Raw genomic sequence first — 14421 nt, 5'->3', positions numbered from 1 at the left:
ACTTACACCATCCTCAAGTCAAGGGTCATCGTGTGCTGCGCTCCCGATATGCTATGCATGCACTCATCGACCAAGAAAAATTTATTGATCCCGAAGCGCGCGACCTGGATATTGACATACATCCCTGCCCGCAGCCGGAGATCGCCGATTGCCTCGATCTTCATCTTGCGGGTTTCCCGATTCTTGGCCGTGATTAGCCGGGTCAGGAGATCGTTAATCTGGGCCTTGGTCATATCCTCGTCCACGCTTTGATATAGCTGCAGCTTACCCCATTTTTTAATCCGGCTGCTGTCTTCGATCTTGAAGGTCTCCCGTTTGCCAGACTTCTCATTATCCCGATACAACACGATGTGGTTATAGGTATCCTCGTCGATGGATTTCGAATAGGTAAAATCCGTCATCAGGCTCCCTTCGCCTATGACAAAGCCGTACCTCATCTGAGTAATGTTTTCTAAAGTCAGCTGCCCGAAATCGTCGTAAAACACGAAATTGGAACTGTACTTAATCAGCGTTGTATCCAGGGCCCAACAAATCATATCCATCAGGGTTTGATTATCCTGCAGGAAGTTAGGGATCTTGTACTTGGTATCAGCCAGCTTCCCGGTCTTCAGGCCGAAGTCCTTGGCGATCCGCTGAATGATCTGGGTTGCAGTTACGTTGGTCAAGACATAGGTATGATTCGCGTTAAGATACCGCAGCTGATCATACGCCAGGACCTTCGCCTCTCCATTCAGCCCCATTTCGAATCTGAAGATGTAGCCCATGAACACCTTGTTTGTGCCGTCGGTAAACTGAACGATATCCCCGTTTTGATAATTGAATTTCTTATCCTGGTAAATGCCGCTGTCAACCAGGGTGAACTCCAATGAGGAAGCCTTCCCGATTCGTGAAGTAGAGTATCTGATATCTTTAACCACATTCGATACGTCCCAGACGTTCCCGTCCTTGTTATCAATCACGATTTTCATAGCATCACCCCGGCAGCTTAATCACGGTACCGACTTTCAACTTCTTGGCCTGGGCCTCCGTGATATTGTTCAGTTTCATTAACTCCTTGTACCGGCTGCCGTCTCCAAGATGGGTCTTCGCGATCGTCCATAGCGAATCTCCGCTTTTGATCTTCACCGTCTTAGGCTTGGCGCGCTCATCCGGCCGGTCCGGCTTCTTGGCCGCGGCTTGCTTTTTCTTGCCGGCGGAGGCCGCGGTCGTCTTTGCGATCGTGACCTTTTTGGTTGAGTAAAACACATATTCCTTGAGGGTTAATGTATACTCAAAATCCCCGGGGGCGCCGCCGACCTCCTTATAGTTAAACTCCTCGATGGATACCGGGATGTTGATCTTCAGGCCCTGGCTGATATAGATAAACCTGATCGGCTTCTTCTTGGTCATCCAGTCTTCAATTCGGCGGATATAATCAGCAGGAGCGTCAAAGCCTTTGGATTGGATCGCATTCTCCATGTCGGCAGGGAATATGCTGCTGAAAGAGATCTCTTTGAGCTTTGGCGCATCGATCGCGTTGATCCAGCCAAGGCCAGCGACGTTGTGCTCCTCCCCTTCACCTTCACCCTCGATCTCAATTTCCTCCGGAAGCACAGGGATCTCGAACACGACCTCCCGGTTATTGAAGCTCAACTCAATGCTATATTCAGCCATCAGTTATACACCCCTTTGGCGCTGGCTGCGACCTCATCCTCAAGTCGAGTTGTCAGTTTTGTCACGATAGAGTCTAGATCACCGCTGTTGTTGATATTGCCCGTCTTCAACGATACGGTAGGCTTTAGGGTGACGAAGTTTTGAATATTCTTCATCTCGGCAATATCCCGCATAATCTTCAGGTCCTCGCTGCTGATATCTACCTTCCCTTTGATCTTATCGACCTGACCAACCTTCCCGACCTTATCAACCTTCGGAGTTTCGGCCGCCGCGGCCATTGCCGAAGCTGGCACCTTATAATCTCCGACACTACCTGCACCTTTCTGCTTCTTCTCTGCTTCTGCTTGCTCTTTTGCCCGTTTAGCCGCGCGATCGTTTAGCCACTTTTCGACCTTGGCCTCTCGTTCTGCCGCTTTCCCCGCCGCCTTCTGCTCGGCTGCAGCAATTTTGGCTTCACCTGCTTGGCGAGCTGCCTCAGCTTGGATCTGAGCTTCTGCAGAAAATGTGACGCCGTCGATGAAGTCAATCGAAACAAATCTTAGTTCATTGAGCTTTGCAATCATGTTATTCAACTTGTCTATAGCTCCATTAACAAGTGAATCGATAGCTTTTAATGATTCGACCTTTGCTTCATGGAAAGCATTCGATATACCGACTCCAATCCTCAGGAAGAATACAGGTATTTGGTCAAAGAAGTTTAAGATCGCATTCCAGGCACGCATAAAGCCAGCGGCAAACTGATCATTTGTTCTCCACAGGTTATAGAGCCAAGTAATCAATGCGATAATACTCGTGATGATCAGAATATAAACATTTGCTTTCATCACCGTATTCAATCCGGCCCACGCAAATTTCAAACCGTTAACCGCAGCAGCTTGAATAAATAATGCCGCTGTCTGGATACCGGTAGCAACGGCACCGACTATCATAGCAACCTTGTTTACAGCCATGATCAAAGCCAACGATCCAAGCGCTCCAATCAAACCGTACACAATCGGTTGAAGTAACGGCCAGTTGTCCCGCATGAACGTGAACACTTGTGTCGCTGTATCCAGAAACCACATGAATGACTGTACTGCAACCTGTATGCCCCATGACAACATATCAAAAGTGGATTGATATTGTCCTGAGTCAAAGCCGGCATTGATTTTGTCGAACAGAGGGGCTAGAGACTGTAATCCATCCTTGCCTGCAGTCGCCATGTTAAACTTGAATGTTTGTATGGCTCGATTCCACTTGGCTGCAGGAGAGTCCAGCATCTTCTCAAAGGCTTCTTCGGTCAGATTCTGCTGATCCAGCATCTTATCCATTCCCTTGATAAATCCGTCAACGTCGCCTCTCATCCCAGCCAGTCGCGCCTCGCTGTCCTTGAGCATGCTCCGGCTAATGTTAAAGCGTTCGGAGATGGACGTATAGTCGCCGCTCAGCAATTCTTTCAACGAGAATGCCGCCCCTTCAAGCCCTTCTGTCGGATTCAGCTTCGCAAGACGCATTGACAGTTTATTTATTTCCGTTAACTGCTTGGGATCCATCGTCGCACTCATAAAAGACATGCTCCCGAGCAAGCTCGCATCAACATCTTGACCGTACTTGAGGGCCTGCTGAACCGTCTGGTCATAAATTGCCTTACCTAAGGCATCATTACCGGACCGAGAGGTAAAGGTGTTTACCATCTCCTGTTGCTTCATCGCCCCGCCGATCGTTGCCCCACCGAGCTGCTGGATTCCTTGAAACGTGAGATACGATGCAGCAATTCCTTTTATCGTACTGGCTAATCGGCTGGATTCCTTCCGGCTTTGCCGTACCGCGTCATTAAATCGATTCTGTTGCCTTGTGGAGTCCTCGATCGCATTGTTGATCTGGCTCTCAGCTGCCGCAATCTGACTTTTAGCCGCGGCCAGCTGGCGGTCGATGTTGTGGTTCCGGCTCGTCGTCCGCTGCATTTGCTCCATCGTCCGGATCACCATGTTCATGGAACTCATGACACTTTTTAATGGACCAGACATGGCATCATACATCTTCAATGTTGAGGAGACTGTGGTCATGAACCTACCTCCTTCCTGCCAAAATAAAAGACGCCCTCACAAAGGAGAGCGTCTGTAAATCATTTTACATTTTTGAATATTTCAGATGCCTTATCATTTTTTGTTTCTAATATGAATAGGCCGTTTCTAGGCCAATCCTTCATTACATCATAAATTGCTAGTTCGCCTTCTATATCTTTAGAAGATTCATATTCATAGATGGCTACCTTTTGCTTATCGACATAGAAGATCACTCCGTCAATCGCTTCTGTGCTTTGAAGCTTTGGTTTCTCCTCCGGATCCACCTCGATGCCTGCGTCTTGATAAGCCTTAATAAATTTCTCAAGCGTCAGATCTTTGTTCTCCGACCCCGCGGATCCACATCCCACAACAGCAACCAATAGCAGCAATAGTAGTGCAAATAAACCCAATGACTTTTTCACAATTTCGTCCCCCTGAATAGGTCATATTTCCCAACTATTCTACCAAATATTTCAGGCTGGGGTCTACCGCTTTTTACCTTTGAGCTTTTTGGCCTCTTCCCGTTCCTTCTCTATCCGGACAGAAATCATGGCATAGATGGCGGCCCGTTCCCGGACCGGCAGCGCCATGAGCTCGTGAGGAAGGATGTGCAACTCGTGGAGGGCGTAGTACGCATAATTCGCGTCACCATCGCCCTCTTTGATTAGTTTTTTACCTCGTCTACCAGCTCGTTCACGTCGCGGTCAAAGCCGTTCATAGCCTGAGCTCGTTCGGTTAATGCCGCGTATTCGCCTGGCAAAAGCATTTTACGCAGAAGCGCTTCAGCTCCTGTTACGCTGTAGGATTTTTGCAGATCCGCATTTTGGAGATCAGGGAAAACGACGCAACTGGTCGTAACCCGTGCGACGTAATCATTCGGATCCAGTTCGGGAATGTAAACTCCATTCTTCCCTTTGGTCTTGCGTGTGGCCGCCTTGCGGATCTCGGTATTTTTTTCTTCCGTGATACTGCGCAGCTTCCAGGCGACAGGCTTACCGTCCGCATCTTTGAAACGCTCCGAAACCACGAAATCCTCCGTTACCTCCAAAGCAGCGTTAGCTGCAAAAAACATAGACATATCAGACATGGTCATTCTCCTTTTCTATTCAGGGATATTTTAAGTTCAATAGGATCTTAGACTGGCTCCTGGAACGACTGGCCCAGATCAACGTCATCAAACGTAAAGCTGACTTCTTCCTCCAGCGCCTCCGACTCTGTATCCAACGATGCCATGATGACGCTGTCCAGGTTCACCCCTTTAATGGTGACGGTCTGGGCACCAATGGAAGACGACGGATCCTCGTTGGTGACGGTGACATCAAAAAAGACATCTTTTCCTGTCTTAATGTAATCGTACATTAATTGACGAAAAAGGGACGTTACGTAGTAAATCGTCATGGTACCAGAGCCAACCCAGCCGGTCGCTTTGTGCTGCACTCCACGACGGCCAAGGGTCCGCACCTCCGCCTTATTCTTTTCTACGGACGCCTCCAGCGTTTTAATGTAGAACATTTCATGAACTCGGCTGTCAATGGTAGCGTAGGCTCTGCCTTCCTGCCCGGAGATGGTGTCCTGGGCTCTCAAAAAATCCGGCATACCTTAAACCTCCTTAGCGCACACGAATGCGCATGTAAATTTTTTCGATACTATCCACTGGTTGAACCGATAGGTCCACAAACACAGCATCGGCATCTTTGCCTGGAAGGACTGTGATATCGGTCTGAGCGTCAAAGTTTTGGATTGCAGCAATCTCTTGCAATCGATCCAAATAGGTAACAATCTCTTTTCTCAGCAGCGCCCGTCCATCCGCATTGTTATCCACTTTTCCGATATAGTAGGTCTCAAAGATACGTTTGGCGTCATTTGCAATCCCGTCCAGAACCCGAACAATTCGGTTCTTGCTGCGCTCCCTGGCTTTCTTCGGAGTGAATGATGTGAATGTGTTAATATCCTGTTGAATGTAGGCTCGACCATTACCGGAGCTAATGACCAATTCCCCGTTGGTTACGGCTGTAATGGTTTCGGCTGTCGTCAGTTTCGGCCAGGCGTCTACGGCTCCTGGGATCGTCTGATACGTCAGCGATTCATTCAGGTTGGCGGCGGCTTCCATCGCGGCAATTTCCCACAGCAAATAGATCGGCTCAACCTGAAGCCCATCTTCCGTGATGATCCCGTTTCGCAAGCTCGTGATACCTTCGTAATCGGCTTGGGGGTAATTGACAACAACAGCCGTGATTTTCTTTCCCTCATCCTCCCGAAGGCGTTTCACCCAAGCGGTTACCAACTGCTTCACGGTAGTCTCATCGATAGGTATACCGATCACGTTGAACTCTTCAGCTTCGAACCGGGACAAGGCGTTGCTGATTTCACCGGCTGTGCCTGTGCCCGCCGATCCACCTGTAAGATTAACTCCAGCTGTTACATCAGGAGCCCCTGTACCGCTAAAGGTAACAAAGTCGTTGTCTTTCAATTCCGTAACATCGGCTACGGTTTGTGTATCCAGCTGCTCGCCTTCAAGATACGTATAAACATCGAATTTCGTATTGTCATCAATATTGTTCTGCACAATGATCTTCAGGTCATTTCCCCTGAGCCCAGCATATTTGGCTGTCGCTGTCAGGGCTCCGCTTGTAGCCGTTGCCTTTTGACCGTCTCCTCCTAATCGATAGAGCAGTACCCGGCGAGCGTGAGTCGTAGCGGCTGTAATGTGCCGGATACGTGCATCGTCAGGATGAAACCCTAATAGCCTGAGCGCATCATCAAAATATGAGCTGCTATCAATGACGATCAAATCAGCACCCCACGGCAACGGAGCAGGGTAGGCGACAATGCCTCTCTCTCCAACAGTGCCTACGGATTGACCGGATGACTCCGTATTAATGTAAAGTCCCGGTAACGGCTTATTCATTGTGGTCCAAGTACCTCCAGCCATGATTACACCTCTTTCCTTTTGAAGGATTCAATGGTTCCCTGTGCTTCTTCCAGCGTATACATCTTGTCAGCCGCAAGCAGACCCGTCAGGATGTCCTTTTCTGACGTGGTAAACCGTTTAGAGCTCACGATCTGTTCTTTCGTGTAGCGCGGCGCTGGTTGCGGCTGAGCTTTATTCTCTCTGTTGCTCATTTTAAGCGTCCCTCCTGTTCTATTCGTTCCATCTTCACAGCCGGGTCTTTGGGCTTCATGACGTGGAAGTTGTACTCCACAAAAAAATGGAGCACCCCATCCACAATTTCAAATCTTATCCCGGTTCCCTTTGTGAGTGCGCCCGAGATCGATATCCGTTCCAATATGCGGGTTAGATCTTCAGCCATGCTGTACATGGATGCATTCGTCTGATCTACGGCATAGTACCGGATCACCATGGGGTGGTACCGCATGTACCTTCTGCCGATTAAATGCATATGCTCAGGCTCTAAGAAGCGCACAAAAAAACAGGGTGGCGTTAACCCCTGTTTGATTTCTTCCCCCATGATTTCAACGTCGGGGAAAGCCGCATCTAAAGCAGCATGAACGGCATATCTGACATCATTAAAATTAACCTGCAGCATGCGCTACCTCCTTGCAGGCCGGCCGTTCATGATGTTGTTCAGCAATTCAGCCATTCGCCTTTCAAGATATCGGGGAAGTTCCCTCTCGATTTCCTGCATGCTGATGGTCATCATGAACTGACCTTCTACCCATTTGGTCAGGTCCTTACCGGTCCGGTGTCCGTATTCAACGAAAATGGCATAGTATGTGTCGTTGTAGTTATCGACCTGGAACGACCTTCCCACTCTTTCAACACGGCTCACTTTCCAGTTCCGTCTCAGGTTGCCGGGAGATTCAGTATCCACACCGACTGGTGTACGCTTCTTGATTTTCCGGTTCGCTCGATAGGCCATCTCAAGCAGAAAGTCTTCGATGAAACGATCGATAACCCGTTCATCCAATGCCTTTTTGAACGACTTTGCCATTTTCTCAAAATCCGAGAAGTCATAACTTCCCCATCTCGCCATTACGCCCACTCCTTGCGCTGGAGACTAATCTCCTGGTGGGTCGGATACATAAACGGCTCGCCCGCGGTGTATTTTCGAGCAGGGGCGATGGGCTCCCACCCGAAATCTGTGAATCGGCCGCGGGTAACCTCCAGCATGTCGCCTTGTTTGATCTCCATCTCAGGGGCTATAAATAGCTTAGTCTCGCAACTGATATCGTTCTGCGCTTCGCTCTGATTGTTCTGACCTAATGCCTTTTGCGATAGGCGGCATGGCTGATCCGTAATGAAGGGTACCGGCTCGAGTTTTGTTTCCTTGGTGACCTGGTCCTTCACTTTGGCATGCCGATAGATCGTGGTTCGATCCTCATACGTCTGTTCAATTGCGGCGCGGTACTTAACGTAATCGATCACGCTACCACCTCAGTTTTCGGTAATGATTGAGATCCACTCGATAATCTAAGACCACCTTATCCAACAGACTGACGTTAGGTTTTGGAGGGGCAGCCGGCGTGACCGTGGAAGATTTAACGGATGTGTCACCGATCGACACCTCTGGGACCTCAACCGGCGCCGGTGGTGGGTAAAGCAATTCTCCTTGGTCCTCAGCAAGGACAGCCGAAACCATAGCCGCCCATGTAAGTAACAATCCATCGGGAATCCGCTGTTGATTGATATAATGCCGGATCCGTTGGCCCACCTCAGCAATATACAATTCCGCAAGGGTCTTGTGCGCGTCATCTGTTAAGCCCAAGCGAGCTTTAACAAGCGGCCATACGTCTGATTCTGTTATCATGACAAAAACCTCCTACGCTTGAAGGGCTGCAATCACTTGGTTGAGCAGCGTTGCAACTGCCTCCGCATCGGCGGCAGCCGGGTCCGTTATTGGTGACAAAGCAGCGATGGCCGCCTTATTCTTGGTTCGCTCATTAATTGCACCGGCCAGCACTGCAGCGGTAATGGCTCTTGCTGTAGTAGCCGTTCCGGTTGTCGCTTCTGCAGATGTAAGCGCCGATAGGTTCTGATTGCTGGTACCGGCCCCGATCGCTGAGCGGGCGCCTGCGGCATCAGCGGCCGTCAGGACGTTTCTGCCAACAACAGAGGCATCCGATATCTTAGAAGCAGATACCGCGTTCGCAGCGAGCTTCTCGCTTGTTACGGCTCCGTCCTGGATCATGTTTGTCGTAATGGATCCATCAGCCGGCACACCACCGCCTCCGCCTCCACTCATCGGAAGAGGATTATCCGTCGAGACGGTTACCCGTTCCTGTTTTTGGTTATCCCAATACTCCATTAGCATGGCTTACGCCTCCATAGCCTTCTGAATGCGTTGGATGATATCATCCTTCTTCGTTGCGTCTCCCAGGTCGATCTCCATTTCCTCCGCGAAATCCTTCAATTCAGGGACGGTCATTTCCTCGATCTTCTTCGGCCCCTGCGGGCTGTTTGGATCCTGTCCCTTATTGGTATCATCCGCTGGGGGCTCCTCTTTGACGACTTCAACAAACTTCTGAATTTTCTTATGGTCCTCCTGGCTGATCTCAAACTTCTGATTCGCCAGATATCGTGTACCGTTATGCCTTACCGGGATCTTTTTGACTTTAACGATCATGTCTTACACCTCCATAAATGATAAGAGGGCCATAACGGCCCCTTTATTAGATTACTTGTGCTTGGAATACCTCGTCTGCAGCTGGGAAGCTAGGGAGCGCGGTGGCTACTGCTTTGGTCCAGGTCGAAACAGGATCCAGGTTTTCCTCGTATACCATCGCCAGGACATTACCGATCATTTGCGTCTGGATCGAAGGGTCACGGGTCAACCGGATCTCCTCCGCCGTAGGCCCGTAGATCGTTTCGCCGAGCGGCCCTTCCGGCAACATGACGAATTTATTCTGCGGGAAGTAACGATGCTGCGTATAGGAACCGTCTGCGTTTTGCTTACGGTATACGTCGTCATTCGTTGCGATGGTCGGCAGCTCCAACTGACTCAAGAACGCGTTAAGATCCAGCCTTGTAGCCACACGAGCAGCGTTATTACCAAACAGCGCACCGATTACTTTCGGATGACGCAGCAGCGCCATCAGGGCCGCGCTGGACGTCAACACGCGCTTTGGCTTTGTTCCCAGCGTGGAATACCAGTCCTGCATTTGGGTGATCGGATCGCTGTCTGGGTTCGTCCACAGGTCGGTTCCGGATAACACCTCTTTATGTTCAGCAGGCACGCCGTAATCGATGGTAGCGCTCAGGTTGTTCTCGTTGAGTGTTACCGTACCATTTGCAGCAGCTTCCATCCGCATGGCCTCTGCACGGGCCCGTACGCCAGTAACCAAGGTATCGATATCGTTATATACTTCCCGCATCAGGTATTGCTGTTCAGCTGGCGTCCGCGGATTCTCAAGTGCGATAATTTCCTTCTCTTTGAGTGGAAGTTTCCGCTTGATCAGCGCCAATTCCAACGCTTTACGGCTTGCTTCCCGGCTGCCGATCTCGGCTTCGGTATCAAAATTATGAATCGAGGCGATAACAGGAATTCGACGAGCTCCTTTGATCATGTCAAATTCCAGGGACTCACGCTTGACTTCCGGGAACAGCAATTCCCCGGTAAAGGCCGGGTACTGCCGGTTTTGCAAATAGTTCAGAATTTCTCGTTGATTAAAAAGTTCCAAGATGCTTGGCATAAGATTTCATCCTCCTTCGAAATTAAACAACCACTTTAAATTTGATATTCGACTTCGCGGCCAGTGCCGTTTTGGCTTCGGTCGTCAGGGTGACAGGCAACCGCGCTTCCAGGATCCAAGCGTCCACCAACACGGAACCCGGTGCAGGGCCCTCCGTCACATCCGTATCCGTCAATGTAATGCCGAAGGCAGTAGCGTCATTGGCCGGATATGCGGATCCTGCCGGCACGATCTTGCGGCCCTGCGCGTCTGGCGTTACGCCGGTATCGTCAATCTGATAGGTGTACGCGATGTACTTGGCACTTGCCAAGAAGTTGATCTGCTCGACTTTCCCGTAATCTTTTACATAAGGCATGATTTTGTCTCCTTTCGATTGATCCCCGGATTAATCCCAGGGATTGTTTGCATTTGTTGGTGCTTTGCCGCTTTCGTTTGCAGCCTTTGCGAAGTCGGCTCCGACGCTAGACTTGCCGCCACCGCCTCCAGCACCGCCGCCTTCCGGCGGATGGGTACCGCGGAATTGGAACTGGTTGCCTTTGTCTTCTGGGACAAACAAAAAAGCCTTGCTCGTTTGCAGGGCTTTGATCTGGTCGTCCAGGCCAGCTTTGACGTTTCCATTGTCGTCCAATTCGATTTTCGATGTGTCCAGTTGTCCGAGAACGATGTCCGGGTCATGGACCTTGCCAGCAAGCGCCAGCTTGACGGCCGTGTTACGCTTTAATGCTGTGGCCTCAGCCTCGTATTTCTCCTTGGCCGTCTTGTTGTCATCCTGGAGCTTTTGGATCTGCTGCTTCAATGCATCCGCATCGCCGCTGGACTTCTTCAACTCCTCCAGCTGCTTATCTCGATCCGTCACTTCCTTCTCTGCCTTCTTGCGGGCATCGACGACATCGCTGTATTGAGACTTCGGCACAAAGTGCTTCGGCAGCTCCTTGTTCACATTGCCAATAATGACCTCAATCTTAGCGTCGTCCATTCCTTCTGCTTTCAATAATTCTCTGAGCCATTCCATTGATCATCAGCCTCCATAGATTTTTATAGCTGCTCTCCAGCTAAGGGAGCCGGTCGATATACTCCGACCGCGAGTATGCCTAGTTTTACGCCGTACGACAGGGCAAGCTCTTACTTATCGTGTTTAACAGCCTCTTCCAACTTTCGTGTGATGCTATCCACGATCTGATTCACGTCAGCACTATCGGGAACCGACACGGAAACATGAACATTCGTGATGCCGACCGGCTTGTCATCGGACGTTTCTTCGACAGTCCGCTCGATGAGCTCGCCATTTTCAAAACGTTCAGTTGTAATCACCGTTTTAATCACTTGCCTCCGCCTCCTTCTTTACCTTCAACATATTGTTTGTACCATTGCCCATACGTCATATTGTCAGGGACCTTGTATACCTCCCCGTCACTTCCCCGAGCCAGTCTTTCAACCGGGTCTATTTCATCATCGAAGAACGGCACAACGGTGGAACGACAATAGGGATGCAGCGGCGGAAAGTTGACCCCGACTGCCTTTTCAGCCAGCGTAAACACTTTGTTATCCATCTCACGGCAGATCGGACTAGTTTTCCGGTCCAGCGTGGATAGGAACTCATATTTCTTTACGACGCCGCTCGCCTTGTATCCACTGAATGCCGCCTCGTTTTGAATATGACTGGTCTCCGTCCTTACGAGCCGTTCCGCCGCCCGGTATCCTACATTCATTCTGTCAGCTAAGATATGGGCAGACTGGCGAGCTCCTTCGCCTCGTATGAGGGCCTGGCTAAACTCCGTGATGAGTCGCTGCACAAGTCGGTTATTATCTCCCCAGATCCGTTGCGAGAAGTTCGAACCGATCCACGGGTTTTTTATCACGGTTTCCAAGGTATCCAGGTCAATCCTTGCGAACGAACCGCCGAAGCCGATTCCCTTCTGAACTTCGAATATGGTTCGGTAATAGCTGTCCGTATAGACATCGGATAACAGTCCGGAAAGCCCTTTATCCTCTGCCATGCTCAGGTTCTGGATAACGCCCTGCATTTGAATCTGAAGCGCCTGCAGGCGGGACACACGAACCTTGTAAGATGCGTTATTCAGCATCTTGGTCCATTGCCCGTCCGGGTTATCTTTGGCAAGCTCGATAAACCGTTCAACACCCATATGGAAATCCTTCAGTTCATTGCCATTGAGTATCTTCTGGGCATCAGCATAGGACATCGTGCCGTTATTCATAGCGAAACGCGAGTAAAAGACGTCGATTTCCTTTTTCAATCTCGGCCATCGCCCGAGCGTATTCACCCTTTAGACGGCGCTGTGCATACTGATCGGCTTTACGATGCTGGGTCTCAGCGATTTGTTCACCGCGTTTTTGCCAATAGGCCGATGACTTCATTCCTCTTCACCTACCAGGGCTGGCCGCGGGAAACCGATTACCGGCGATTGATCAAGCGGCGGATCCGGGGGGACGTTTATCGCCGCGACGAGCTCGGCCAAAGAGCTGATATCATCCGAATCCACTGGCGTATTCGATTGATACGATTTGATACTAAACCGTGTCATCCCCTGAATGAGCTCATTCACCAGCTGGATCGTCTTCGGTTCTAGCATCCGGACCACCTCCTAACCCTTTGTAGGCATCTGACATACGTTGTAGCGCCTCTTCTTTTTGCTTCTCGATTCGATCAATTTCGGCCTGAACATCTTTGACCCAAGGATGCTGAGCAACAAGGGTTTCATCGGACAATATGCCCACACTGTTCTTGATCGCTGCAATAATGGCAGATTCGTCGATCGGCATATCTCGGTTGAAGGTGAATTCGACCTTCTCGGCACTGTAATCCACGCTTGTTGTATTGTACAGATGCGTATCAATAAACCACCGCAGCTGCTCGAGAGAGGCCTGGAACTCGGTTTCCATTAGGCTCGCGTCCAAATCCAGATCAGAATAGAGGAATCGCAGGGCAATGCCCGACGGCGCGCTCCCGAAGTTGCTGGCTTGTGTATCGACGCCCCGGCCAAACTCGTAAATGTCCTTGCGAGTCTGTTCGATGTGGGTCTTGTACGCCTCGGTATTAATATCCAGGCTAAGGGTATCCACTCCAGAATGACCATCAGGATCGTCAATTTTGATGATGCGATACCGTGACATGTTTTTGCGGATCTCGCCTGCCGGCGTCCCACCATAGCCTTTTACCACATACATGCTATCCGGTAGATCCTCCAGATTATTCGAGTTATCGGACTTGTTACGGTCATAATCATCAATCAGCGATTGGATGATTTCAGCAAGCGGCTGCTCAGCCTCATTGTATTTCCACGGGATGAAGGGAATCCGTTCCCAGTTCAGCGGCTTTTCTTCTTGCCCGGCCACCATGGTGAAGTGAGAACCGACATCACCGGCCTCAACATCAGGAATCAACCCGGTCCCGTCATCGACATACCGGTACACTCCGGTTGTATCCCACCATTCAACTTTACGGACGTTCTTCCGTTTCAAACCTTCATAGGTGATGACCTCATAATCTCGGATGATTGCGTCCAGGATCGTATGTGCCTTGTCACGCCACAATGGGATGATCTCCAGGCTATCCATCAGCCGGAAGGACAGCGCCCCTTGTTCATCGTAGTGCACGAACCACCAGGCAATCCCTTGGTTTACTGACGTTCTACCCGTTGATTGCAATCGCCTGTACATGCTGCTATCAAAAAACGCTGACCAGGCTTTGGCGTAATCCTCTTTTTCCGTGGATATACTCAGCGGCTTACCGAGAAGGTAACCCACCTTTTGGTCTACGAGCTTCCGGGCGAAACCGTGGGCGATACGGTTATCGGCTAAAATATCGGTCTTCACTCTTCGTCCGTCCTCGCCGATTTCGGTACGTTCTCGGTCCAGGATATCGTTTTTCACTCGATAATAACGTTCGCCGATCTCCATCCACTTTCGTTTGTCGGTGCCCTTCCATTCACTGGTTTCGATCTGGATGATCTCTTCCCGTGAAGCCCTAGCCTCAGCGCCCCGGATGATGATTTGTTTAATCTCTTCTTGCTCATCTGGACCAAACAATGAAAAAACCATGTCGTTTACCTCC

The 14421-nt window shown here is 50.2% G+C and carries 21 protein-coding genes; all 21 read right to left on the bottom strand.

Annotated elements, in window-relative coordinates:
- Nucleotides 1-2: 2 nt before the first annotated feature.
- The 21 genes from P0X86_RS10420 to P0X86_RS10320 all read right to left on the bottom strand — a co-directional run bounded on the left by P0X86_RS10420 (nucleotide 3) and on the right by P0X86_RS10320 (nucleotide 14408).
- The gene (locus P0X86_RS10420; protein WP_277748463.1) at nucleotides 3-968 is read right to left on the bottom strand and encodes an XkdQ/YqbQ family protein; all 966 of its coding nucleotides are present in this window, start codon (nucleotides 966-968) and stop codon (nucleotides 3-5) included.
- Between the two features lie 4 nt (nucleotides 969-972).
- Nucleotides 973-1653 (bottom strand): LysM peptidoglycan-binding domain-containing protein, encoded by a 681-nt coding sequence (locus P0X86_RS10415; RefSeq protein ID WP_277748462.1) that lies wholly within the window; start codon nucleotides 1651-1653, stop codon nucleotides 973-975.
- Complete coding sequence (locus tag P0X86_RS10410) at nucleotides 1653-3698, bottom strand: phage tail tape measure protein (RefSeq protein WP_277748461.1); 2046 nt, start codon at nucleotides 3696-3698, stop codon at nucleotides 1653-1655. The genes P0X86_RS10415 and P0X86_RS10410 overlap by 1 nt, the downstream gene beginning before the upstream one ends.
- Nucleotides 3699-3757: 59 nt before the next feature.
- Nucleotides 3758-4120, bottom strand: coding sequence for a hypothetical protein (locus tag P0X86_RS10405; protein WP_277748460.1), 363 nt, complete (start codon nucleotides 4118-4120; stop codon nucleotides 3758-3760).
- A 242-nt stretch (nucleotides 4121-4362) separates the two neighbouring features.
- Nucleotides 4363-4785, bottom strand: a complete 423-nt coding sequence (locus tag P0X86_RS10400) for a phage tail assembly chaperone (protein WP_277748459.1) — start codon at nucleotides 4783-4785, stop codon at nucleotides 4363-4365.
- A gap of 47 nt (nucleotides 4786-4832) precedes the next feature.
- Nucleotides 4833-5294: a phage tail tube protein gene (locus P0X86_RS10395; RefSeq protein WP_277748458.1), complete on the bottom strand. Its 462-nt coding sequence runs from the start codon at nucleotides 5292-5294 to the stop codon at nucleotides 4833-4835.
- A 13-nt stretch (nucleotides 5295-5307) separates the two neighbouring features.
- Nucleotides 5308-6606 (bottom strand): phage tail sheath family protein, encoded by a 1299-nt coding sequence (locus P0X86_RS10390; protein ID WP_277748457.1) that lies wholly within the window; start codon nucleotides 6604-6606, stop codon nucleotides 5308-5310.
- Nucleotides 6607-6632: 26 nt separating this feature from the next.
- On the bottom strand, nucleotides 6633-6821 hold the full coding sequence (locus P0X86_RS10385) for a hypothetical protein (protein WP_277748456.1): 189 nt from the start codon (nucleotides 6819-6821) through the stop codon (nucleotides 6633-6635).
- Complete coding sequence (locus tag P0X86_RS10380) at nucleotides 6818-7246, bottom strand: phage tail terminator family protein (protein WP_277748455.1); 429 nt, start codon at nucleotides 7244-7246, stop codon at nucleotides 6818-6820. The genes P0X86_RS10385 and P0X86_RS10380 overlap by 4 nt, the downstream gene beginning before the upstream one ends.
- Nucleotides 7247-7249: 3 nt before the next feature.
- Nucleotides 7250-7693 carry an HK97 gp10 family phage protein gene (locus tag P0X86_RS10375; RefSeq protein ID WP_277748454.1) on the bottom strand — a complete coding sequence of 148 codons (444 nt, stop codon included), beginning with the start codon at nucleotides 7691-7693 and terminating at the stop codon, nucleotides 7250-7252.
- Nucleotides 7693-8085 (bottom strand): ABC transporter ATP-binding protein, encoded by a 393-nt coding sequence (locus P0X86_RS10370; RefSeq protein WP_277748453.1) that lies wholly within the window; start codon nucleotides 8083-8085, stop codon nucleotides 7693-7695. The genes P0X86_RS10375 and P0X86_RS10370 overlap by 1 nt, the downstream gene beginning before the upstream one ends.
- Before the next feature lies 1 nt (nucleotide 8086).
- On the bottom strand, nucleotides 8087-8467 hold the full coding sequence (locus P0X86_RS10365; protein ID WP_277748452.1) for a DNA-packaging protein: 381 nt from the start codon (nucleotides 8465-8467) through the stop codon (nucleotides 8087-8089).
- A 12-nt stretch (nucleotides 8468-8479) separates the two neighbouring features.
- On the bottom strand, nucleotides 8480-8971 hold the full coding sequence (locus P0X86_RS10360; protein WP_277748451.1) for a hypothetical protein: 492 nt from the start codon (nucleotides 8969-8971) through the stop codon (nucleotides 8480-8482).
- A gap of 3 nt (nucleotides 8972-8974) precedes the next feature.
- Nucleotides 8975-9283: a Rho termination factor N-terminal domain-containing protein gene (locus P0X86_RS10355; protein ID WP_277748450.1), complete on the bottom strand. Its 309-nt coding sequence runs from the start codon at nucleotides 9281-9283 to the stop codon at nucleotides 8975-8977.
- Nucleotides 9284-9329: 46 nt separating this feature from the next.
- Nucleotides 9330-10349, bottom strand: a complete 1020-nt coding sequence (locus P0X86_RS10350; protein ID WP_277748449.1) for a major capsid protein — start codon at nucleotides 10347-10349, stop codon at nucleotides 9330-9332.
- A 22-nt stretch (nucleotides 10350-10371) separates the two neighbouring features.
- Nucleotides 10372-10704 (bottom strand): hypothetical protein, encoded by a 333-nt coding sequence (locus P0X86_RS10345; RefSeq protein ID WP_277748448.1) that lies wholly within the window; start codon nucleotides 10702-10704, stop codon nucleotides 10372-10374.
- Between the two features lie 30 nt (nucleotides 10705-10734).
- Complete coding sequence (locus tag P0X86_RS10340; RefSeq protein WP_277748447.1) at nucleotides 10735-11361, bottom strand: phage scaffolding protein; 627 nt, start codon at nucleotides 11359-11361, stop codon at nucleotides 10735-10737.
- 110 nt (nucleotides 11362-11471) lie between these two features.
- Nucleotides 11472-11672, bottom strand: coding sequence for a hypothetical protein (locus tag P0X86_RS10335; protein WP_277748446.1), 201 nt, complete (start codon nucleotides 11670-11672; stop codon nucleotides 11472-11474).
- Nucleotides 11669-12604 carry a minor capsid protein gene (locus P0X86_RS10330; RefSeq protein WP_277748445.1) on the bottom strand — a complete coding sequence of 312 codons (936 nt, stop codon included), beginning with the start codon at nucleotides 12602-12604 and terminating at the stop codon, nucleotides 11669-11671. The genes P0X86_RS10335 and P0X86_RS10330 overlap by 4 nt, the downstream gene beginning before the upstream one ends.
- Before the next feature lie 117 nt (nucleotides 12605-12721).
- On the bottom strand, nucleotides 12722-12940 hold the full coding sequence (locus P0X86_RS10325; protein ID WP_277748444.1) for a hypothetical protein: 219 nt from the start codon (nucleotides 12938-12940) through the stop codon (nucleotides 12722-12724).
- Nucleotides 12906-14408 carry a phage portal protein gene (locus P0X86_RS10320; RefSeq protein ID WP_277748443.1) on the bottom strand — a complete coding sequence of 501 codons (1503 nt, stop codon included), beginning with the start codon at nucleotides 14406-14408 and terminating at the stop codon, nucleotides 12906-12908. Before P0X86_RS10320 ends, P0X86_RS10325 begins: the two co-directional genes overlap by 35 nt.
- Between the last annotated feature and the right edge of the window lie 13 nt (nucleotides 14409-14421).

Origin of the sequence: Paenibacillus sp. BR1-192 (assembly GCF_029542445.1) — a bacterium.
GTDB lineage: Bacteria > Bacillota > Bacilli > Paenibacillales > Paenibacillaceae > Paenibacillus_AQ > Paenibacillus_AQ lautus_A.
This window is presented reverse-complemented; position numbering and strand designations above follow the sequence as displayed.